21 protein-coding genes are annotated in these 21,328 nt (G+C 48.0%); 12 read left to right on the top strand and 9 right to left on the bottom strand.

Annotated features, from left to right (window positions below; genetic code table 11):
- Window positions 1-89 precede the first annotated feature (89 nt).
- From D328_RS0107275 to D328_RS30190, 5 genes are all read left to right on the top strand, one after another.
- The gene (locus D328_RS0107275) at window positions 90-815 is read left to right on the top strand and encodes a phosphonate ABC transporter ATP-binding protein (RefSeq protein WP_018884318.1); all 726 of its coding nucleotides are present in this window, start codon (window positions 90-92) and stop codon (window positions 813-815) included.
- 14 nt (window positions 816-829) lie between these two features.
- Complete coding sequence (locus D328_RS0107280) at window positions 830-2,167, top strand: hypothetical protein (protein ID WP_154658989.1); 1,338 nt, start codon at window positions 830-832, stop codon at window positions 2,165-2,167.
- Window positions 2,164-2,862 (top strand): response regulator transcription factor, encoded by a 699-nt coding sequence (locus tag D328_RS0107285; protein WP_018884320.1) that lies wholly within the window; start codon window positions 2,164-2,166, stop codon window positions 2,860-2,862. Before D328_RS0107280 ends, D328_RS0107285 begins: the two co-directional genes overlap by 4 nt.
- Window positions 2,859-4,352, top strand: a complete 1,494-nt coding sequence (locus D328_RS28515) for a sensor histidine kinase (RefSeq protein ID WP_018884321.1) — start codon at window positions 2,859-2,861, stop codon at window positions 4,350-4,352. The genes D328_RS0107285 and D328_RS28515 overlap by 4 nt, the downstream gene beginning before the upstream one ends.
- A gap of 117 nt (window positions 4,353-4,469) precedes the next feature.
- Entirely contained in the window at window positions 4,470-5,567 is a 1,098-nt protein-coding gene (locus tag D328_RS30190) for a GNAT family N-acetyltransferase (RefSeq protein WP_018884322.1), read from the top strand.
- Window positions 5,568-5,738: 171 nt separating this feature from the next.
- Here D328_RS30190 and D328_RS0107305 read toward each other — a convergent pair whose 3' ends face one another.
- Window positions 5,739-6,956, bottom strand: a complete 1,218-nt coding sequence (locus D328_RS0107305) for a glucose-1-phosphate adenylyltransferase (protein ID WP_018884323.1) — start codon at window positions 6,954-6,956, stop codon at window positions 5,739-5,741.
- A gap of 263 nt (window positions 6,957-7,219) precedes the next feature.
- Between D328_RS0107305 and glgB the strand changes: the two genes are divergently transcribed.
- The gene (gene glgB, locus D328_RS0107310) at window positions 7,220-9,211 is read left to right on the top strand and encodes a 1,4-alpha-glucan branching protein GlgB (protein WP_018884324.1); all 1,992 of its coding nucleotides are present in this window, start codon (window positions 7,220-7,222) and stop codon (window positions 9,209-9,211) included.
- Window positions 9,212-9,253: 42 nt separating this feature from the next.
- Window positions 9,254-10,699: a glycogen synthase GlgA gene (gene glgA, locus D328_RS0107315; RefSeq protein WP_018884325.1), complete on the top strand. Its 1,446-nt coding sequence runs from the start codon at window positions 9,254-9,256 to the stop codon at window positions 10,697-10,699.
- A 278-nt stretch (window positions 10,700-10,977) separates the two neighbouring features.
- Here the strand turns inward: glgA and D328_RS0107320 are convergent, their stop codons facing one another.
- Window positions 10,978-12,159, bottom strand: coding sequence for a M20 family metallopeptidase (locus D328_RS0107320; protein WP_018884326.1), 1,182 nt, complete (start codon window positions 12,157-12,159; stop codon window positions 10,978-10,980).
- A gap of 132 nt (window positions 12,160-12,291) precedes the next feature.
- Here D328_RS0107320 and D328_RS0107325 point away from each other — a divergent pair, with 132 nt between their 5' ends.
- The 3 genes from D328_RS0107325 to D328_RS0107335 all read left to right on the top strand — a co-directional run bounded on the left by D328_RS0107325 (window position 12,292) and on the right by D328_RS0107335 (window position 15,462).
- Entirely contained in the window at window positions 12,292-13,746 is a 1,455-nt protein-coding gene (locus tag D328_RS0107325; protein WP_018884327.1) for an ABC transporter substrate-binding protein/permease, read from the top strand.
- A complete protein-coding gene (locus tag D328_RS0107330) occupies window positions 13,733-14,455 on the top strand; it encodes an amino acid ABC transporter ATP-binding protein (protein WP_018884328.1) in 723 nt (240 codons plus the stop codon). Before D328_RS0107325 ends, D328_RS0107330 begins: the two co-directional genes overlap by 14 nt.
- Window positions 14,456-14,814: 359 nt before the next feature.
- Complete coding sequence (locus D328_RS0107335) at window positions 14,815-15,462, top strand: 3D domain-containing protein (RefSeq protein ID WP_018884329.1); 648 nt, start codon at window positions 14,815-14,817, stop codon at window positions 15,460-15,462.
- 159 nt (window positions 15,463-15,621) lie between these two features.
- On the opposite strand, the gene D328_RS0107340 is transcribed toward D328_RS0107335, so the two are convergent.
- Window positions 15,622-16,461: a polysaccharide deacetylase family protein gene (locus tag D328_RS0107340; protein ID WP_018884330.1), complete on the bottom strand. Its 840-nt coding sequence runs from the start codon at window positions 16,459-16,461 to the stop codon at window positions 15,622-15,624.
- A gap of 224 nt (window positions 16,462-16,685) precedes the next feature.
- Here D328_RS0107340 and D328_RS0107345 point away from each other — a divergent pair, with 224 nt between their 5' ends.
- Together D328_RS0107345 and D328_RS0107350 are read left to right on the top strand one after the other, a co-directional pair.
- Complete coding sequence (locus D328_RS0107345; RefSeq protein WP_018884331.1) at window positions 16,686-17,354, top strand: PspA/IM30 family protein; 669 nt, start codon at window positions 16,686-16,688, stop codon at window positions 17,352-17,354.
- 168 nt (window positions 17,355-17,522) lie between these two features.
- On the top strand, window positions 17,523-17,927 hold the full coding sequence (locus D328_RS0107350; RefSeq protein ID WP_018884332.1) for a DUF350 domain-containing protein: 405 nt from the start codon (window positions 17,523-17,525) through the stop codon (window positions 17,925-17,927).
- A gap of 109 nt (window positions 17,928-18,036) precedes the next feature.
- On the opposite strand, the gene D328_RS30620 is transcribed toward D328_RS0107350, so the two are convergent.
- From D328_RS30620 to D328_RS0107380, 6 genes are read right to left on the bottom strand one after another with little or no spacing between them, the layout of a single operon-like run.
- On the bottom strand, window positions 18,037-18,342 hold the full coding sequence (locus D328_RS30620) for an HNH endonuclease (RefSeq protein WP_407667782.1): 306 nt from the start codon (window positions 18,340-18,342) through the stop codon (window positions 18,037-18,039).
- 39 nt (window positions 18,343-18,381) lie between these two features.
- Window positions 18,382-18,762, bottom strand: a complete 381-nt coding sequence (gene mnhG / locus D328_RS0107360) for a monovalent cation/H(+) antiporter subunit G (RefSeq protein WP_018884334.1) — start codon at window positions 18,760-18,762, stop codon at window positions 18,382-18,384.
- The gene (locus D328_RS0107365; protein ID WP_018884335.1) at window positions 18,752-19,036 is read right to left on the bottom strand and encodes a Na(+)/H(+) antiporter subunit F1; all 285 of its coding nucleotides are present in this window, start codon (window positions 19,034-19,036) and stop codon (window positions 18,752-18,754) included. Before D328_RS0107365 ends, mnhG begins: the two co-directional genes overlap by 11 nt.
- Window positions 19,036-19,512 carry a Na+/H+ antiporter subunit E gene (locus D328_RS0107370; RefSeq protein WP_018884336.1) on the bottom strand — a complete coding sequence of 159 codons (477 nt, stop codon included), beginning with the start codon at window positions 19,510-19,512 and terminating at the stop codon, window positions 19,036-19,038. The genes D328_RS0107365 and D328_RS0107370 overlap by 1 nt, the downstream gene beginning before the upstream one ends.
- 5 nt (window positions 19,513-19,517) lie before the next feature.
- Window positions 19,518-20,996 (bottom strand): Na+/H+ antiporter subunit D, encoded by a 1,479-nt coding sequence (locus D328_RS0107375; RefSeq protein ID WP_018884337.1) that lies wholly within the window; start codon window positions 20,994-20,996, stop codon window positions 19,518-19,520.
- Window positions 20,989-21,327 (bottom strand): Na(+)/H(+) antiporter subunit C, encoded by a 339-nt coding sequence (locus D328_RS0107380; protein ID WP_018884338.1) that lies wholly within the window; start codon window positions 21,325-21,327, stop codon window positions 20,989-20,991. Before D328_RS0107380 ends, D328_RS0107375 begins: the two co-directional genes overlap by 8 nt.
- Window position 21,328: the final 1 nt, after the last annotated feature.

The following is a 21,328-nucleotide window of genomic DNA, read 5'->3' on the forward strand; positions in this document are numbered from 1 at the left end:
AGTTTACAATAAACTAAAGATACTGTGTTCCTTTTCATTGCATTACATACAGCCATATTAAAATTTATAGAGGGCAAAGGGGATTCCGGATGATCAGAATACGTCAATTGACCAAGCATGTCGGCGCTGACCGAATACCGGTTCTACGCGGCATTGATATGGATATTCATACAGGAGAGTTCGTCGGATTGGTAGGTCCTAGCGGCAGTGGAAAGAGCATGCTGCTGCGATGTCTGTCCATGAAGGAGACGTGGGATCGCGGAAGCCTGATTATAGAGGGAAAGGATATGCTGCAGGAGGGGTTCCAAGGTAAGCAGACGATTAAGCGTGAATGGGCGTATCTGGAACAGAATCCCTATGTTCAGATGAATCGTTCGGCACTGAAGAACGTATTAATTGGACGCGCCGGGCAGACTCCTCTCTGGCGAATGATTACCGGCATGATTCGCTCTGACGACTACATGGGAGCTATGGATACACTGGAGCATTTGGGTTTGCTGGATAAGGCTCATGACAAGTGTGAAAAGCTGAGTGGAGGCGAGCGGCAGCGCGTCGCCATCGCCAGAGCCATGGTGCATGGTGCGAAGGTCATTCTTGCGGATGAGCCCGTAAATGGGCTGGACCCAGCTTCCGCAGATCGTGTGCTGGATACGTTCCGGCAGTTATGCAAGGAGCAGAAGCTGACGGTTATTGCAGTGCTTCCCCTCGAGTTGGCTGAGAAATATGCTACGCGAATCTGGGGGCTACAGCAAGGTGAAGTGGTGCTGGACGTCTATGACCGGAGATTAACCTATGCGGAGAAGAATTTGCTGTGAACGGAAGTGTGAGCATGATTGGCAGATGGATTAAAAGGATCGGTGTGAGCGGGACTCTGCTGCTAATGGCTGCATTCCTTGGAGGCTGTGGGATTTTTTCGGACAGTGATCCCATCAGCCTGATGCGCAAGCCGCTACTACCTGAGGAAGCTCAGAAGCTTAGTGGTGTCGTAACCAAGCAACTAGCGGGGCGAGAGCCCATTCGTCCGCGTGATCCAGCGGATACGACTTCGATCCGAATTGAGGATTTGAATAATGACGGTACGAAGGAGGCCGTATTGTTCTATGAGACACCCGAGGATGAGAATGTCCGCATTCGCGGGATGCTGCTCGAGAATCAAGGGGGAACTTGGGTCAAGAAGCTGACTTTTGATGGAGCAGGCCTGGTACTTGAATCCTTCAAGCTGGTGGACGTTACCAACGATGGTACAATTGATATTGTAGCTGGCTTCTCCCGCGGAGAAGACGACGCAATGAAATATTTGGTGGTCTACTCGTATACCGGAGGTACGCTAGAGAAGGTATGGGAGACGCCTTATACGTATTTCGCTGTTGATCAGCCAGACGGCCGGGCAGCGGAACGCAAGCCCTTGGACATGAATGGTGACGGATTGACAGACATCACTATTGTGTCTTTGCTCAAGAATGAGTATTACAATGTAACTACGTATCAGTACAATGATGGCTTCAAGGAGCTGGGCAAGGTAGATCTGGATAATCAGGCTAACTATGTACTTCGTGCATCGGCAGGACAGGTAGCCGAGAACAAAACAGGACTTATTCTGGACACCTTTGTTGGCCAAGGCTCGACGGTCTCCAATATCATTACGATGGAGAATGGCCAGCTCATCAGGGCTGACATTGAAGATCAGACGTTCAAGGATGCTTACATTCTTAGTGAGGACGTCGATCGGGATGGGATACTGGAATTCGGCAAGCTGGAGACGCCAGCAGGATGGGAGGATGCAAGCCCAGGCGAGCGTCCACAGCTCATATCCTTCTATCAGTGGGATGGCAAGAAGGGTAGCACCTTCAAGATGCAGCAATATCGAGATTGGCAAAGCCGATACTATATTAATATTCCGCCTGAGCTACATGGTCAGGTAACGATAGATCGCAAATCCGATCTGGAGAAGCATATTACCTTCATTATGAAGGATACGGGCGAAGTGCTCGCAGAGATCAAGTTCTTTTCTCTAACGGCCTGGGAGGAGAACGGTTCCGAATGGCAGGAGCTCGTGCGTACAAGCGAGCAGGTCATTGGGCTGAAGCGTTCGGATAAATTCAAGACAGGCAAGGATATTCGCACCCTGATGAAAAATAACAGTATCGGAAAGGAAGGACAGAAGTGAGCAAAGTATTGATTATGGAGGATGAAGAGTCCATTCGTAGTTTTATCGTTATTAATCTGAAGCGTAACGGCTTTGAGGTGCTTGAATCAGCAGATGGGAATGAGGCGCTGAGCATCCTTAATTCGGTGCCTGATATTGATATTGCCCTTCTGGATGTGATGGTGCCAGGTATTGATGGTTTCGAGGTATGTAGAAGAATCAGAGAAACGAATGAGCGAATCGGCATCATTTTCCTGACAGCCAAGGTGCAGGAGCAGGATAAGGTCTATGCACTGTCCGTAGGAGCCGATGATCATGTAAGCAAGCCATTTAGTCCTACTGAACTGATCGCACGGATTCAGTCCTTGCTGCGACGTGTGAATGTGCATAGAGAAGGTGCAGCGAAGGTATCCTTCCAATCCGGTCCATTCTCGCTGGACCTGATTACGAAGCAATTCAAGAAGGGGAGTCAGCTCATTGAGCTTACCCCTACCGAGTTCTCCCTTGTTCAGTTCTTTCTGGAAAAGGAGAACACTCCACTGAGTCGGGATGTCCTGCTGGATCATGTATGGGGAAAGGAGTACATGGGAGATCCGAAGATTGTGGATGTGAACATTCGCCGCTTGCGTCAGAAGCTGGAAAACAATCCTTCCGAGCCGATGTACTTGCAGACCGTGTGGGGACATGGATATAAATGGAAAGGTCAGGGGCAATGATCAAGAAGGGGATCGCCAGACAGATTGTACTTCACTACTTTTTTGTAGTCTTTCTGACTTTAACATTGGCTGAAGTCATTTTTATGTTTGCGATCAGAACCTACTACTATGATGCGATTTTTAACCATATAGAGCTGCATGCCAATGTTATCAGCCGCACAAGCCAGCTCTATTACAATACAGATCAGACGTTGAACTCCTACATGATCAGCAATTTCTCCATCGACAGCACGCAGTTGGAGGTGCTGGACGGGGAAGGAAATGTGCGTGTGAACTCATCTGGCTTCGAATCGGATCGAAAAATTCAGACCAGTGACGTAGCGCAAGCCCTCGCAGGGAATACAGGCCGCTGGGTCGGCAAGCAGCCAGAGACAGGGCAACAGGTCATGGCCGTCTCGAAGCGGCTATCAGGCACAGGGGCCGATGATGTGTACATTCTACGCTATGTTACCTCGCTGGAGAAGGTAAATGAGCGACTCTTCAATATGACCCTGATGTCGGTAAGTATCGGGGGGGCAGTACTGGCGATTGTCTTGATCTTCAGTATGGGCTTGGCGAATTCGATTGTAAGGCCTATTAACAATATTACTGCCGTCTCCGCGCTGATGGCGAAGGGCAGATTCGATGTTCGGGTGAAGGGCGATTATCGTTATGAGCTTGGTGAGCTGGCTTCTACCCTGAATTATATGGCTCAGGAAATTGTGCATACGAATCAGGTGAAGGACGATTTTATCTCCTCCATTTCGCATGAGTTGCGTACGCCTCTTACGAGTATTAAAGGCTGGAGTGAGACGCTGAATTCTGGAGGATATGACCCGGAAGAGACCAAGATTGGTATGCAGATCATTTCCAAGGAAACGGACCGACTTATTGGCCTTGTGGAGGAGATTCTTGACTTCTCCAAGCTGCAGCAAAATGAAATGAAGCTGGTCATGGGGACAGTCAATATTCGGGAGCTGCTGCAGGAGATTATGCTTAATGTATGGGCCAAGGCTGAGATGAAGAAGATCAAGCTGAAGATGGAAGCTGACGAGGATCAGGTATTCCTGGTTCATGGGGATGCTAACCGTCTCAAGCAGGTGTTCCTGAACATTGTAGATAATGCCATCAAGTTCTCTCATGAGAGTAGCCACATCTTTATTCTCATCAGCAAGTCCAATGACCGAATTACAGTGGCCGTTCAGGATTCAGGTATTGGCATCAGCATGGAGCATCTGGAGAAGGTAAAGGACCGGTTCTTCCAAGTGGACCATCAACGGGGTGGTACTGGGTTGGGCTTGGCGATTTCGCAACAATTCGTAGAACGGCATGGCGGTGAGATGACACTGAACAGTGTATTGGGTGAAGGTACGACAGTTACCGTAATTTTGCCTGCATCGACCGAGCAGCCGGAGGCGAGGAGCGACAGTACAGATGCTACCTCACTTGATCAAGCTATAGAGCAGCAGCCAGATTATGAGCTGGAGGAAGAGAGCAAGCAAGATAAGTAGCATCTGAACTCTGAACTCCTCAGAATTCTTCATTCATTGTGGATTCGTCGGTTCTGAATAAATTCGACTATAGCATTCGACACGGCAGGAGTAGGGGAGTGGGGAGCAGTGGACCAAATGAGCTTACTAGAAGCATACCAGATAGAGCAAGGTGAACTGAGGCTGTACCGTGCAGAGCGAACACAGCTACCAGACATCTTGGTATTACTCAGAGATGCCGCAGAGTGGATGGTTAGCAGACAGATCGAGCAGTGGAAGCCGGAGATGTTCACTGAGGAAGCGATTCATGACTACTTTGAGAGCCGGGAAATCTATATCGCATACCTGAACGAAGCTCCGGCAGGCTTGTACACTTTACAATTTGATGATCCAACCTACTGGAAAGACAAGAATGACCCGGATTATGGATATTTGCACCGGTTAACCGTGCATAGTGGCCTTAGGGGACTTAATCTAGGTCCAAGACTACTGCAGTCAGCAGAGCGGATTGTCCAGCAACGAGGTAAAAAGGGACTTAGGCTGGATTGTGTTGCCCATAATCGCAAACTGAATCATTTTTACCAGATGCATGGCTTTCGGTTGATGGGGGTGTCGGATATGGGAACCCGGTTCGCCTCTTTGTACCAAAAATCGTATTCAAGGGCAGAATCAGAGCTGGACGAACGAATTCAATTGGCGTTCTTACAGAAGGAAGACATTCCAGTCCTGCTGGAATGGGTACGACACCAGACGGAAGAGGAATACGTGCAGTGGGCCGGTGCGGCCTGGTCGTTCCCGCTAACCGAGGAGCAACTGCTGGCTGAGCTGGAGCAGGCGAATCTGCCTGCCGAATCAGATCGTCTGCTCTTCAAAGTGATGCATGCTGGCAACATGGTGGGGCATGTGGGCCTGTTCTGCATTGATCGTCATCATGAGTCCGCCCGGATCGGTAAGGTGCTGATTGCGAGTCCGCAGGACCGCGGAAAGGGCTGGGGGCAGCAGGTCATTCGTGAGGCGCTTCGCATCGGCTTCGAGGGATTGAATTTGCACCGGATGACGCTTGGTGTATATGATTTTAACCTTCGTGCAATTGATGTATATACGGCAGCAGGCTTTCAACGTGAAGGAATAATGCGAGATCAGACTAAGGTTGGAGATCGCTTCTGGACCCTTCATGAGATGGGTATATTGCGCAACGAATGGCAGGCCAGGAGTGCGGCCCATTGGCAATCTTAATTATTGTAGTAACCGAAACAAGCATCCCCAAGATGGCTGCAAGTACAGCTGTCTTGGGGATGCTTGTCTTATATCCTTAATAATCAAATACCTTGATTAGACGAACTGTGAATAAAATGTCGATCCAAGCGGGCAACTCTGTCGATAAACAGATTCGCTCTTACCGCCAACTTAAGAGGACAAGCCTTCTGCACGGAGGCGTCCATTTTTTTCGTAGACCTCTTTTAGCAGGCTTTTCGATGGCTGACGCAATACTGGCTTGCCTGGAACCATCTCACCGGGACCTACCACAGCGATATCGTGGAGATTGCCGCGGATGACGGCACCATCCTTTACGATGGCTCCTTCACCAATAATGGCATGCTCGATCACGACGTTGCGTCCGATGCGGGCGTTAGGCATAATTATGCTATCTGTGACCCGAGAGGACTTGCCGATCTCGGCTTCACAGAATACAATGGAATTATTAGCTGTGCCTTCCACGTAGCAGCTTTCATGAATCAGGCAGTTATTAGCAGCAACTGTATTTTTCCGCAGAGCGGGCTTGACCCGTGTAATTCTTGTATACATTGGCCAATCTTCACGCATGAGGTTGATTTCACTGTTCGGCTGAAGCAGATCCATATGCGAGTCCCAGAGGCTTTTTACTGTACCAACATCCTTCCAATAGCCCTGAAATTCATACACATATACGGGATCTTGCTCGGCAAGCATCTTTGGAATGATATCCTTACCGAAGTCATGACTTGAGCTCTGGTCATTAGCATCTGCCAGCAAATATTCCTTCAGATAACTCCATCTAAAGATATAAATACCCATCGAAGCCAAGTTACTGTTAGGCTGTTCTGGCTTCTCCGCAAATTCAACAACCTCCTGATGCTCATTAGCGCTCAAGATCCCGAAGCGGCTCGCTTCATTCCATGGTACCTCCATGACTGAGATGGAAGCAGCAGCGCCTTTTTCAATATGGAAATTCAGCATATCTCGATAATTCATATGATAAATGTGGTCACCAGACAAAATTAGAACGTGCTCGGGATTATGTTGCTCGATGTAGGCTATATTTTTGTAAATAGCATCTGCAGTTCCCGTGTAGCCTTCTTGTCCTACGTTATAGGAAGGCAGCAGGCTCACGCCAGACGTTCCATTATTGTGCAGCCCCCACGGCTCTCCTTGGCCGATGTGCTGATGCAATGACTCAGCCTCATACTGAGTCAGTACGCCGACAGTATCAATCTCCGAATTCGCACAATTGCTGAGCGGAAAATCGATAATGCGGTAATGACCGCCGAAAGGGACGGCCGGCTTAGCAATTGTAGATGTAAATGGTGCAAGGCGTCGCCCTTCACCGCCAGCGAGAAGCATTGCAATACAATCTTTATTCTTCATCTCGTTTTCCCTCCCGATAATTGTCGTCGTTGTTCAATACATAAACGCAATTAGGATTCATGAAACTTTATAATGTTTTACATTCAATGGAAAAAATGAACTTTTCATAGTTACATTTCCGATCAATATTTATTAATCTAGGCAAAATCTTCACCTTTTCCGCATAATTAAATTTGAAGCTTACTCGTTCATTTTCTGTTCAAACTGGTAACAATGGGGTAATGAACCTGATGGAAATATAAATATGTAAAGCAGGTGATGGATTGGAAGAGCAAGGTCGGCACAACAAATCCACGGATGAGTTCAGTGCAGGTTCAATCTCACAGCAGGACATTTACTTATTTCATGAAGGCACGCATTATGGAAGCCATCGAATCATGGGGGCTCGGATGACCGTAGAAAATGGTACGCCTGGCGTGCGTTTTACTGTATGGGCACCGAACGCGCAACATGTGGGTCTGGCAGCCGATTTCAACCAGTGGAACGGTCAACAGGATTCGTTATATAAGATACCCCAATCTGGCATATGGACTCGGTTTTTTCCTGGGATTCAGGAAGGAACATTTTACAAATACGATATTACCGCAGCTGATGGTGAACGTATGTTGAAGGCAGATCCCTATGCGCTGCGTGCGGAGCTGCGACCAGCTACAGCTTCTGTGGTGGCCTCTCTGGAAGGTTATAAGTGGAGGGATGGTTCCTGGAGGCGGAGACGTAGGGAATTATATGCCAAGCCAGTTCATATCTATGAGCTCCATATGGGAACCTGGCGGCAGAAGCCGGATGGTACTTTTTATACATATAGGGAAATGGCAGATCAGTTGGTCGAGTATGTAACAGAGATGGGGTATACGCATATTGAGCTTATGCCGTTAAGTGAGCATCCTTATGACCTGTCTTGGGGCTATCAGCTAACAGGTTATTTTGCAGTAACCTCGCGCTATGGCTCCCCGCAGGACTTCATGTATTTCGTGGATACGTGTCATGTTGCTGGGATCGGTGTCATCATGGATTGGGTACCTGCTCATTTTGCGAAGGATGCTCATGGGCTAAGACGTTTTGATGGGAGTCCGCTGTTCGAATATGCCGATCCGCTATTGGCCGAGAAGCCTGGATGGGGGACGCTGTCCTTCGATTACAGTAAAGGAGAGGTACGTTCCTTCCTGATCTCGAATGCGTTGTTCTGGATGGATGTGTACCATATTGACGGATTGCGTGTGGATGCGGTGACCAGTATGATTCGTCTTGATTTTGAGAAAGCAGAGGGACAATATCGGCGAAATGCACATGGAGGTATTGAGAATGAGGATGCGATCCAGTTTCTTCAGCAGTTGAATGAGACTGTGTTCCGGTATTACCCTTATGCACTCATGATGGCTGAGGAGTCAAGCGCCTGGCCGAAGGTTACCGTCCCGACCGATGAGGGAGGACTGGGCTTCAACTATAAATGGAACATGGGCTGGATGAATGACACTCTTGATTATGTAGAGACAGAGTTCAGTCAGCGCCAGGAAGCTCACCATTTACTCACATTTCCGATCTGCTACGCCTATGCCGAGAACTTTACCCTTCCACTGTCGCATGACGAGGTGGTGCATGGGAAGAAGTCACTGCTGGACAAGATGCCAGGGAGCTATGAACAGAAATTTGCGGGGCTTCGTCTATTGTTGGGCTACCAGATGACCTCTCCAGGTAAAAAGCTGCTGTTCATGGGTGGGGAGTTCGGTCAGTTCATTGAGTGGAAGGATGAGGACGCGCTTGACTGGTTCCTGTTGGATTACGACAGTCATCGCCAGATGCATCATTTCAGCAGGGAGCTAAACCAGCTGTATCTGCGTGAGCCAGCCCTTTGGCAACTAGATCATTCCTGGGAGGGGCATCAATGGATTGATGCGGATAATCAGGAGCAAAGTGTCATCAGCTTCATACGCAAGGGGAAAAAGAAGAAGGATGATCTGTACGTTGTAATCAATTTTGGGCCTGTCGACTACCCTGCCTTCCGCATTGGAATGGAGCGTTCTGGCATCTATCAGGAGCTGCTGAACAGTGATGATAAGCAGTATGGTGGAAGCGGGGAAGTGAATACAGGTGGACTACGAACGGAAGGTATTCCGTGGCATAAGCAACTGCATAGTCTCGAGCTGCATCTTCGACCGCTTAGTATGGTGATTCTGAAGAGAGAAACTGCCATACCCAAGACGAATGTAAGGTCGGATGTAACGAAAAGTGCAAAGAAAAATGTAATAAAAAACTAAGTGAACTAATGAAAATATAGAGACGAACAAGGAGGAATCCGTATGAATATTGTATTTGCTGCTGCTGAAGTACATCCATTTATGAAGACAGGCGGTCTGGCTGATGTGATCGGAGCCCTTCCCAAAGCTCTTCAGGCAACTGGTGCCAAGGTGAGTGTCATTATGCCCAAGTATAAAGGGATTGCTGAAGAGTATGTTCGTAAAATGAAGCCACTGGGCAACATGCAGGTACAGGTAGGCTGGCGTGATCAGTACTGCGGAGTGTATCTACTAACGCATGAGGGCGTGCAGGTGTATTTTATAGATAATGAATACTACTTTGGCCGGGAGGGAATCTACGGCTATATGGACGATGGTGAGCGGTTTGCATACTTTAACAGAGCTGTCCTTGAGGTGCTCCCGCTGCTTGAATCCAAGCCCGATGTGCTGCATTGTCACGATTGGCATGCAGCAATGATCCCGTTATTATTGAAGGATCAATATCGTCAGCTTCCTTTCTATAGCGACATCCGAACTGTATTCACTATACATAACCTGCTGTATCAAGGTGATTTTCCATATGAGGTGCTCACCGAGCTGTTAAACATCAGTGGGGAGTATTTTACGCCAGAGGGTGTGGAGTATCACGGAAGATTGAATTTCATGAAAGCAGGTCTGGTATTCTCAGACCACGTTACGACAGTAAGTCCGACCTATGCACAGGAGATCCAGACCGAATATTATGGATATGGACTTGAGGGACTGCTTCGTAAGCTTGGTTATGAGGGTCGATTGAGCGGGATTGTGAATGGTATTGATGTGAAGAGCTACAATCCAGCCACGGATGGGCATATTTACAGCAAGTACCGTACCAGCATCTCCAAGAAGCTGGAGAACAAAATCGGTCTGCAGCAGGAGCTAGGACTCCCGGTACGTCCAGATGTACCTTTGCTGGCGATGGTTACACGCCTGGTGGATATGAAGGGGCTTAGCCTGGTCACCCGTGTACTGGATGAGATGATGTATTACGATGATTTTCAATTCGTCGTATTGGGCACAGGTGATCCGGCTTATGAACGGTGGTTCCGTAGTGCAGCAGAGCGCTATCCATTGAAGATGGCTGCTCAAATACAATTCAGTGAGTCTCTCTCTCGTAAAATATACGCCGCCAGTGACATGTATTTGATGCCATCCCGGTTCGAGCCATGCGGAATCAGTCAATTGCTTGCATTGCGTTACGGTAGCATTCCGATCGTTCGAGAGACCGGGGGCTTGAATGATACTGTGCAGGCATATAACGAATTTACAGGGGAAGGGAACGGATTCAGCTTCGCTCATTACAATGCCCACGATATGATGAATACGATTCGCAGGGCGGTTCATTTATATAAGCAGCCTGAGCATTGGCAACGCTTGACGCAAGCTGCATTCAAGGGGGATTACAGCTGGAATGTATCCGCTGCAGCCTATCTGGATATTTATAATCGACTGATGGAAGAGGGCAGCTAGGATCTTAACCAGATTAAATATGAGTGTAGAACCGCTAATATAGAATGGACAAAATAAAACACCTTCGAGGCTAGAGATTGCAGCCATGTCGTAAGTGGAAGACATGATGGCAATCCTGCATTGAAGGTGTTTTTGTTAGCTGTGGGTGAGGCTAGCCAGTTAAGACACATTTGCCATAACAGTTAAGTTCAACAAATGGACTCAATAATCGGGCGCAACAGTCAGGTTCTGCTGAATTGTTCGAATATTATGTGCGTGCTTGCCTTACTTGCTTACCACTAGGCTTGTGCTGACGTGTTACGGGTGAACTCTTCCTTGATCCGTGCCAGCAGCTCCGGCTTGGTAATGACATCGTTAGCCGTCCAAGCCAATGTCTTGGCTGCTAGCAGCATACGGTCCAAAGCAAGCTCTTGCATCGCATGATCCCGGAATTCTGGAGTATGCAGCATATGGCGCTCAAGCGTAACCTGTACATAAGGATGAATGGATGGACAGTGTAAGGATACATTGCCAAGGTCCATGGAACCATGATCACCACCGCTAACAATCAGGTCAACATCAACACCAGCTTCTATCAAATTGGAACTGAACACAGTGGATAGCTCCTCATTGGTCAGCATTTCGTCATACGATAGCTCATAGTTAGACACCTCGAGGCGGCTCCCGGTCTGCAGAGCTGCACCTTCAGCGATCTGAATTACCCGCTGTGTCAGCTTGTTCAGCTGCTTCCGGGTGGCTGCCCGTACATAGAATTGCGCGGAAGCATAATCGGGTACGATATTAGCAGCCTGGCCACCGTGGTTAATAATTCCATGAATACGTACATCGCTCGTCACATGCTGTCTGAATGCATTCACGCCATTGAACGTCTGAATGACCGCATCAAGCGCATTGATGCCTTCGTGAGGACTTGCAGCAGCATGGGCGGCCTTTCCAAAAAATTCAAACTGAACGGCATCGATCGCCAAGGATCGGCCTGAGGTCTCGAATTGATAGAGCGGGTGAACCATCATAGCGACATCGCAATCATCAAATAGTCCTGCTTCCGACATCGGTACCTTCGCTCCGCAGGTCTCCTCTGCCGGGGTGCCATAGACTCGAATCTCTCCACCAATTTCATCAATGACGGATTTTAGACCTACAGCCGCACCGACACTCATCATGCAGATCAAATGGTGCCCACACGCATGTCCAAGATCAGGCAGAGCGTCATATTCAGCGAGAAACGCAATGGTCGGTCCTGGCTTGGTAGCTCTGTAGGTAGCTATAAATGCTGTAGAAATCCCAAGTATCGGAGCTTCGACCGTAAATCCGTGATAGTTCAGCTCCTCCTTGAGTTTGGCGGAGGCTAAAAATTCCTCATTTCCCAGCTCCGGATGTGCACCAATATATAATGAAATTTCCTTGAAACGGGAACCATATTTCTTAATGGTATTCTCAATTTGCTGCTTCGTGTTCATTTTCTTACATCCTTTCACAACATTGAAATATTTCATGGTCATAATGATAAACAATCGTTTGCATAATCATGCATTCTCATCTATAATGACACAGTTATGTTAATTATACAGGAATAAGGAGAGAAGGAAAGTTTGAAAAGAATATATTGTCGTTATGCGGCCATCGTACTCGCTGCTGTCATGATGATCCTGGCAGTGGTACCAGCTTATGCAGCGGATTCCACGAAGCAGAAGCTGGTTCTCGGAACTAGTGCTGATTTTGCACCTTATGAGTTCCACAAAACGATAGATGGCAAGGACCAGATTGTCGGCTTTGACATTGAAATCGCGAAAGAGATTGCTAAGGATCTCGATCGTGAGCTTGTAATTGAAGATATCGGATTTGATGCGCTACTGCCAGCTCTGCAAAGCGGACGGGTAGATATGGTCATCTCGGGGATGACTCCTACGGACGAACGTAAGCGCAGCATTGATTTCTCGGACAACTACTATCAATCCCGCCAGGTCATTGTCGTCAAGGCGGAGAATAAATCCAAATTCCCGACAATGGATAGCTTGCGTGGAGCCAAGATTGGTGTCCAAAAAGGCTCCATTCAAGAAGAGATTGGTATGGGGATTCCAGACGCACAGCTGACCTCTCTGGACAAAATCTCAGACATCATTCTCCAATTACGTACGAATCGGGTGGAAGCTGCCATTATGGAGGATACGGTAGCTGCCGGTTATCTGGATAGTGAGGTCGTACTTGCGCCAGCAGTACCAGATGTGCCAGAGGTACAGGCAGCCATTGGTGTCCAAAAAGGCAATACCGAGCTGCTGAACTCCATTAATGGAACATTAGACAGACTCAAGGCCAATAATGATATTGAGCGTATGGTTGAAGAGGCAAGCGCCCTTGCTGCGGATCGTCCGCAGGCAAAGTCTCCAAACATCATTGAAGTGTTCTGGGAATACCGTAATTACTATATCACAGGTGTAGGATATACGTTGCTGCTGTCAGCGCTTGGTGTGCTGTTCGGCTTCATTATCGGTCTATTCATCTGTTTCATTCGCATGTCAGGTATTCGAGTACTGCAATGGATTGGAACGACGTATGTCGAGATTTTGAGAGGCACGCCGATGCTGGTGCAGCTCATGATTGTGCATTACGGATTCTCTTTGACCTTCGGGATCAACTTCAGTCCATTGCAATCAGGTATCATTACGCTGTCCATCAATAGCTCCGCCTATCTGGCAGAATTGTTCCGCGCAGGAATTCAAGGCGTAGACCGTGGACAGATGGAAGCGGCACGTTCCCTCGGGATGAAGAGAGGCAAAGCGATGAGATTCATTATTTTGCCGCAGGCCCTTAAGGCAGTGTTGCCTGCGATCGGTAATGAATTCATCACGATCATCAAGGAATCCTCAATCATCTCGTTCATTGGCATGATGGATCTGATGTACCAGGCCTCTGTTGTTAAGAACATTACTTTCCAGGGGATGAGTCCATTCATCATCGCCGCGGCCTTGTACTTTGTCATGACATTCGGACTCTCCAAGCTGCTTGGATTGTGGGAAAGGAAGTTGAGAGCTAGTGATAACCGTTAATCAATTACGCAAGTCCTTCGGTCAGAATGAAATTCTGAAGGGACTCGATGTGCATATCAAGAAGGGCGAGGTCGTTGTTGTCATTGGACCAAGTGGTTCGGGCAAAAGTACTTTTCTGCGTTGTCTGAATCTGTTGGAGGAGCCATCGGCAGGTGAAATTCTGTTCGAGGGCGAGCCGATTACAGCCAAAGGCCACGATATTAATAAGACTCGTGAGAAAATGGGCATGGTGTTTCAGCATTTTAATCTGTTCCCGCACATGAATGTACTGCAAAATCTGACGATCGCGCCTGTTCAGGTGCTTGGAAAATCTCAAGCTGAGGCTGAGAAGATCGCGGACGAGCTCTTGGCTACAGTAGGGCTGTCCGATAAGCGTGTTGCCTACCCGAACCAGCTGTCGGGTGGTCAGAAGCAACGTATCGCCATTGCGCGTGCGCTGGCTATGCAGCCACATATGATGCTGTTCGATGAGCCGACCTCGGCGCTTGACCCCGAGATGGTCGGAGAGGTACTGGACGTTATGAAGAAGCTGGCTGAGCGCGGAATGACGATGGTCATCGTCACACACGAAATGGGCTTTGCACGTGAGGTGGGAGACCGGATTCTGTTCATGGATAACGGGCAGATTGTTGAGGAAGGAAGTCCTGGCAAGGTATTCGGAAATCCAGAGAATGAGCGCACACGCGACTTCCTCGCGAAGGTACTCTAGTTACATTTCGAATAGTACTGTAGCGACATCTCGAACCATAACAGCCACATTTTAAACTCAATATGTATGGTGAAAGAACAGCTCTGGTAGGTCTATTCAAGGACCCACTGGAGCTGTTTTTCAGTTGGAGAAATATCATCCTGATTATGTCTATATCACGCGTAAAATCCAAGTTAACGGCATATACCAACATTTTCATGCAGTAAAGGTTACAAACTTGTGATAATATGCTTACAAATCTTAACCTTTTCGATTGCAGGTTGCGGTGATTAATAATTCAAATCTAGAAAGCCATAATCCTGAATCGTAAAAGGTGAGAAATTTTGTAATGCTGTCATACATAGGAGGATAACTTACATATGAAATCGTTCGGTAAGATGATGAAATCAACCTTGTTGGTATTGGGTGTAGGTCTGACTGTAGCTGCGGGGACTGCAGATGCGGCAAGTGTACATGTGGCCAAAGATGGAGATACATACTTCAAGCTGGCGCGTCAGTATGGGGTGAACATGGAGGCGCTTATGGCGGCTAATCCGCAAATTCCAGCCAACAATATCTATGACGGACTTAACATCAAGCTACCTGAGGATACAGCAGTGCAGGCCAAGTCGATTTCTGCTACTCCAATAAAGGAAGCTGCGAAGATCTCAGCCAAGCAAGTGGAGGCGTGGGGAAAAACGTTTAATTACTCCAAGGTGCTGAATGTAACGGCTACAGCCTACTCAGCAGCAGCTGACGAGAATGGCGGGTGGGGGCCTGTGGATTACTTCGGTAATCCGCTGAAGATTGGGACGATTGCCGTGGATCCTAAGGTGATTCCGATGGGCACCAAGGTACTCGTTACAGGACACTCTCATCCTGGACTACCTGCTAATGCCTTTGTGGCGGAGGCACTTGATATGGGCGGGGCCATTAAGGGCAACAAGATCGACATCTTCATACCTGGCTCGAAGGCTTCGGTCAGCCAGTTTGGTTTTCAGGATGTAAAGCTGTATTTTATTGAATAATAGCTTTGCTGAAGATTAGCTTTTGAAAAGCTGTAGTCACTGTCAACCATGAACATAATCCGTAATCATTGAATCGTATTAGTGAATAGATTGAAGGATGTCCCGTCAAGCCATGGGTTGGCCTAGGGACATCCTTTTATTTGTTTGGAAATAGCTTGTTCACTGCTTCTTGCTGAGCGGTAAGGAGGCAGGCACGTGTAGCAGCTCGGGAAGGGTAACGAAGGAGTAGCCCTTACCTTCCAGCTCGCTAATCATGCTCGGAAGCACGCGAATGGTTCCGTGCAGATCAGTTGTAGTTCCACCACCTGCATGCATGAGAATAATAGAGCCTGGTCCGGTATGAGGCACCACGTTATTTCTGATTTGGCGGGGGCTGAGGCCCTTCCAGTCCATGGAATCGACATTCCAGTTCACAATCTTATACCGCGAGCTGCGTGCCCAGCGTAATTGAGGCTCTGTAATCTCACCATAAGGCGGCCGGATCAGCTTGGGGCGAAGGCCTGTAATCCCTTGAATAATTCGTTCGGATCTGAGGATTTGCTGGCTGAACTGACTCGAATTAAGCTTGGCAAAATTCGGATGATTGAAGGAATGGTTGCCGACGACATGTCCTTCCTTTACAATTCTTCGGACCAGATCAGGATGTTTGCGTGCGCGGCTTCCAACAATGAAGAACGTTGCCTTGATGTTATGCTTCTTGAGAACATCCAGTACATATGGCGTGTAACGTGGATCAGGAACGTCATCGAAGGTTAATGCAATTTGACGAGTCTGCGAATGAGGACCGCTCATCTTGAAGGTATCAGCATATTTTTTTCGCAAGTCCCCAAGTGTGCGAGGCTTGGTACTGGTGGTCTGTACATTTTGAACAGTCTGGTCACTCTCTGCGGGCTGGGGAGAAAGCCATGCAGCAGCAGTGGATTGGACATGGCTGTAAGCAGACGTATAGCTGCTGGAGAGCAGCAGTGCCGCTAATGTAATATTGGCCCATAGTGGCATGGGATTAGCCCCCTTTTTCGTTTCTCTCGCGCATCAGTGTGTTAGTATTTCCAAATGCCGTCAAATTATGTAGTAGCATCATTTGAAAATGCCACATGATTTGCTATGACATGTTGGGTTAAGTTAAAATATAAGTAATTGGAAAAAAGCTGAAACGATTGGAGTATTCCTGACGTATATAGAAGTATTGATAAAATCATCGGTAGATCAAAGGAGGAACTGCAATGTCTATCTTCAAGCGATTAAGAGATCTTACACTATCGAACATTCATGCGGTTATTGATAAAGCTGAGGACCCAATCAAAATGACAGAGCAATACATCCGTGATATGCGTGAGGACCTTGAGGATGCCGAAAAGGCGGTTGCCGCCCAGATTGCCATCGAGAAGAAATTCAAGCAGCTGTACGAGGAGCAGATAGCTCTTGTTCAGAAGCGTGAGGAGCAGGCTCATACCGCCGCCAAGGCACAGAACGTGGAGCTAGCGCGCCGAGCACTGGAAGAGAAGAAGACAGCAGAGGATAAGGCAGCAGAATACAAAGCCAGCTATGAGCAGAACAAGGCGTCAGCTGATCAATTAAGAGCCAAGCTGACAGAGATGCGCAAGCAACTAGAGGAAATGAAAAGCAAGCGCGAGACACTTGTAGCCAGATATCAGGCTGCCAAAGCGCAGACAGAAATCAACAAATCCATGAGCACATTCAGCACGGATTCAGCTGCTTCTGGGATGAAGCGTATGGAGGAGAAGATGCTCCAAATGGAAGCGCGTGCTGAGGCAAGCAACGAGCTAGCAGACAAAGGCAAGTCGCTGGATGATGAAATGGAAGCTTTGACCAAGAATAGTGAGGTTGAGGATGAGCTGGCTGCATTAATGAAGCAGTATGAAAATAAATAATTGCTGCTAAAGCGTAAGACGAATGGCGAAGGTGAGAACAATCCACTCTCCTTCGCTTTTCAGTCTGCTGTTTTTGCAAAGTACCCATAATTAGGCATGACTCTATATTACGTTGAACGGTACTGACAGCATGTGCGCTTGAGTAACAGATAAAGGATGGTAGGAAATATGGATCTTCACTCCATTATTGCGATGTTCACATGGACAGTCGCAGGAGCAATTCTGTTGTTTTTATTCATGTATCTGGACTCCTTATTTACGAAATATAAGGATTTTGAAGAGGTCAAAGCCGGCAACGTGGCAGCAACGACTCGATTGGTCATGAAGCTGGGAGCACAGGCCTACATACTATCCGCCTCCATGGCTACTGCGAACAAATTGAGTGAGGCATTGTTGTATTCCTTGCTCGCTTTTCTCATGCTCTTCGTACTGGAAGGGTCTGTGCGAGTCGTTCTGCGAAAATGGGCCAAATTTGATCTTGATGAAGGCACCCAACGTGGTCACATCGCGCATGGCTTGTTCAACGGCTCCTTGTATATCGTTGGTGCCCTGATCATTGCGGCCTGTTTCTAACGGTATAATGCACAAAAAAATACTAGAGCTGTCACTCGGAAGCAGCCTTCTCAGCAAATCCAAGGATTTGTCACACGAGAGAGCGGCTTAGAGAGGACAGCTCTTGTTGTCATTTACGGGATTGTCGTACATTTGCGGATTTCCGTGATCTTGGAATGGTGCTGGCTGGTTGCTTGCGGATCCATTTGAGGAAGGAAGCCATCTGCGGATTGGATTGCAAGGCTTCTATGGTGGTGAGCTGGAGCTGGACCAGTTGCCGATTCGTGAACAGATGATGAATATGCTGATGACACGCAACACACAGATCCACAGTGGGCAGGAAGGAGCCACCTTCTTCCCGCGGTGTTAAATGGTGAACGGTAGTCACAACCGAGGTACGTCTGCAAAGCTCACACTGGTCTGGTGCCTTCATCATATTCAATTTATCCTCCTCTACACAGGGACACATATATATTTAGTCGTGAGCTCGACCATCCTCCTTGCGCTGGCCCTTGAGCACAGGCTCAAGCACATCCTGCACACTACGCTCCCATAACGGAACATCGGTCCTATACGCAGCGCGTACATTCAGATGACCGGCCAATGGGGCCGTGATGAACACGAATACGATACCTAATAATAGTCTGGCGCTTGCATAATGATCATAAATCCAGAAGTAGAGAAAGGCTGCAGTAAGAATACATAGAACGCCAAGTGTGGTACTTTTGGTTGCGGCATGTGCCCGCAGATATACGTCGGGCAGCCGAATCAATCCGAAGGTGCTTAATATGCTCACAATGGCTCCAATCAATACCAGTCCTCCGACGATTAGCCCACCTGCGGTCTCAACGATCATTCTCACGCTCAAGCACCACCCCTCGTTCAATATAACGGGCGAAAGCTACCGTGCTCAGAAAGGCGAGTATGCCAATCAGCAAAATAATATCAAGATACGCCTGCGTATGCTGTGCCATGGACAAGACCGTAACCACGGCGATGAGATTGATGCCAATGGTATCTAACGCGGTAATTCTATCCGCCATGGACGGACCGCGTAGCACTCGATATAAGCAACCACAGATCGAGACCGATAATAGAAACACCGCGATCAGAAATATAGCCTGCAGCATTAGCGAGTCACCTCCATTATGCTTTTTTCAAAAGTATTGCGAATTTCCTCAGCCATGAAGTGTTCATCCGTAATGTTCATGGCATGAATATAGAGCGTGCGGTTATTATGCGAGACTTCAAGCAGCAGTGAACCTGGGGTAAGAGATATCATGAGATACAGTAGACTCAGCTCCCAATCCGTGGTTAGCTGGCTTTTGTAGATAAAGACGCCTGGGCGAATATCCAGCTGTGGCTTGATAACCTGCCGAATAACGGTATAGCTGGCATGCACGAGCTGGACGAGCAGTACTCTGAGCAGCTTGAGGATCGCCCAAATCCTCATTAGATATAATCTTTGCGGAAAGAATCTGCGCAGCACTGCAATCAGAATCAGACCAAGCAGGAAGCCGATCAGGAACTGCAGGACAGTCCATTCCGCACTGAGGAACATCCAGGTGAGCGCGATGATCAGATTAAGCAAAATTTGAAAGGCCATCAGATCTACTCCTTTAACACGGCATTAATGTACAGCTCCGGCTTCAGCAACAGAGTGCCCGATTCAGAGACGAACGGATAGATGAGCTCGGCAGCAGGGCCAATACATATGATTAGTACAAATAGCAGCATAGAAGAAAGGAGAAGTGGGCGTACGGGATACAACGTAATTTCTTTCTGCGTGACTGAAGTACCCCAGAAGGCTTTTATGAAAATTTTGATAATGGAGTACATCATCAGCAGACTTGCCACAATGGCAATGATCGTTAGACCGTACAAGCCAGCCTCTAGACCACCTTCGAATAGCATCAGCTTGCCTGGAAAGCCGCTCAAAGGTGGAACACCTGCCAGAGCCAACGCTGTAATGAACAGCATCCAGCCCAGCAATGGGTAGGATTTGATGAGTCCGCCCATTTTGTTAAGATTGGATGTCCCTGCCGCTGCAATCAAGGCTCCGCCAAGCAGGAACAACAATGTCTTGATTAGCATGTCGTGAAATAGGTACAGCAGCAGACCCTCCAAGGCGATTTTGCTGGAAGAGGCCATCCCGTACGCGACGAAGCCAACACCTGCCACTACGTTATAAACCATAATCTTATTCACATCCATGTACGACACTGCACCAATGACCCCCAGGATCATCGTCGCGCCAGCCATCGTGCCGATCACCGTCTGCGTGAAGTCTGGATCATGATAGAAGATTAGCGTGAAAATCCGGATTATGGCATACAATCCAACCTTCGTAAGCAGGCCTGCGAACAAGGCGGTCACGACAGAAGGGGGCGCCGCATAAGAGCCCGCTAACCAGAAGAACAGGAACAGCCCAGCCTTGATGCTGAATACAATCAGCAGCAGCACGGAGATGACACTCAGAATACCATCCTGACCGATCTCCGCCACGCGGACTGACAGATGGGCGAGGTTCAAGGTTCCAGTAATAGAATAGAGAAAACCAATCGCTGCAACGAACATTGCGGACGATACAATATTGATAAGTACATACTTTAGCGTCTCCCGCAGCTGGTGTGAGGTCCCTCCGAGGACAATAAGTGCATAGGAGGACATCAGCATCAGCTCGAAGCAGACGAACATATTGAAGAGATCCCCGGTCAGGAACGAGCCATTGACACCTGCCATCAAAAAATGAAAGAACGCATAAAAATGGTGCTCTTCACGTTGTCGGTTAATGCTGCGAAATGCATAGAACATACAAGATACAGAGATCAGTGCTGCTGTGAAGACTAATAAAGCAGCCAGGCGATCAGCGACGAGCACGATACCGTAGGGAGCATTCCAGCCCCCCAGATTCAAGGTCTGAATACCAAGCCCACCTGTCTCAATGAGAAGGATCACAGCCGCAGCCGCGTTAATGAGTACAGACGTTCCACTCACCATCCGTTGCCAGTGAATACTTCGAGAGAGCAGCACGAGTATAATGCCTGTTAACAGAGGGACAAGGATCGGAAGAATCACTGCATTATTCATGGCCAAGCTTCCTTACTTCTTCCATATCGTCGGTTTTCAATTTGAGATAGGAGCGATAGCTAAGCACGAAATAAAATGCGAGCAAGCCAAAATTGATGACGATGGACGTCAGGATTAAGGCTTGGGGAAGAGCGTCCACGTAGCTGTCTGCATTCTCGCCCAATAAAGGGGGGGAGCCGCTCTTCAGGCCAGCTAGCGTGATGAGCAGCAAATGTACGGCATGAGTTAGCACGGATGTTCCCAGAATGATCCGCAGCAGACTGCGGGATAAAATCAAATATACGGCAATGGTAAATAAAATACCGACACTAAGACACATGATGATTTCCATA

Source organism: Paenibacillus massiliensis 2301065 = DSM 16942 (genome assembly GCF_000377505.1).
GTDB lineage: Bacteria > Bacillota > Bacilli > Paenibacillales > Paenibacillaceae > Paenibacillus > Paenibacillus massiliensis.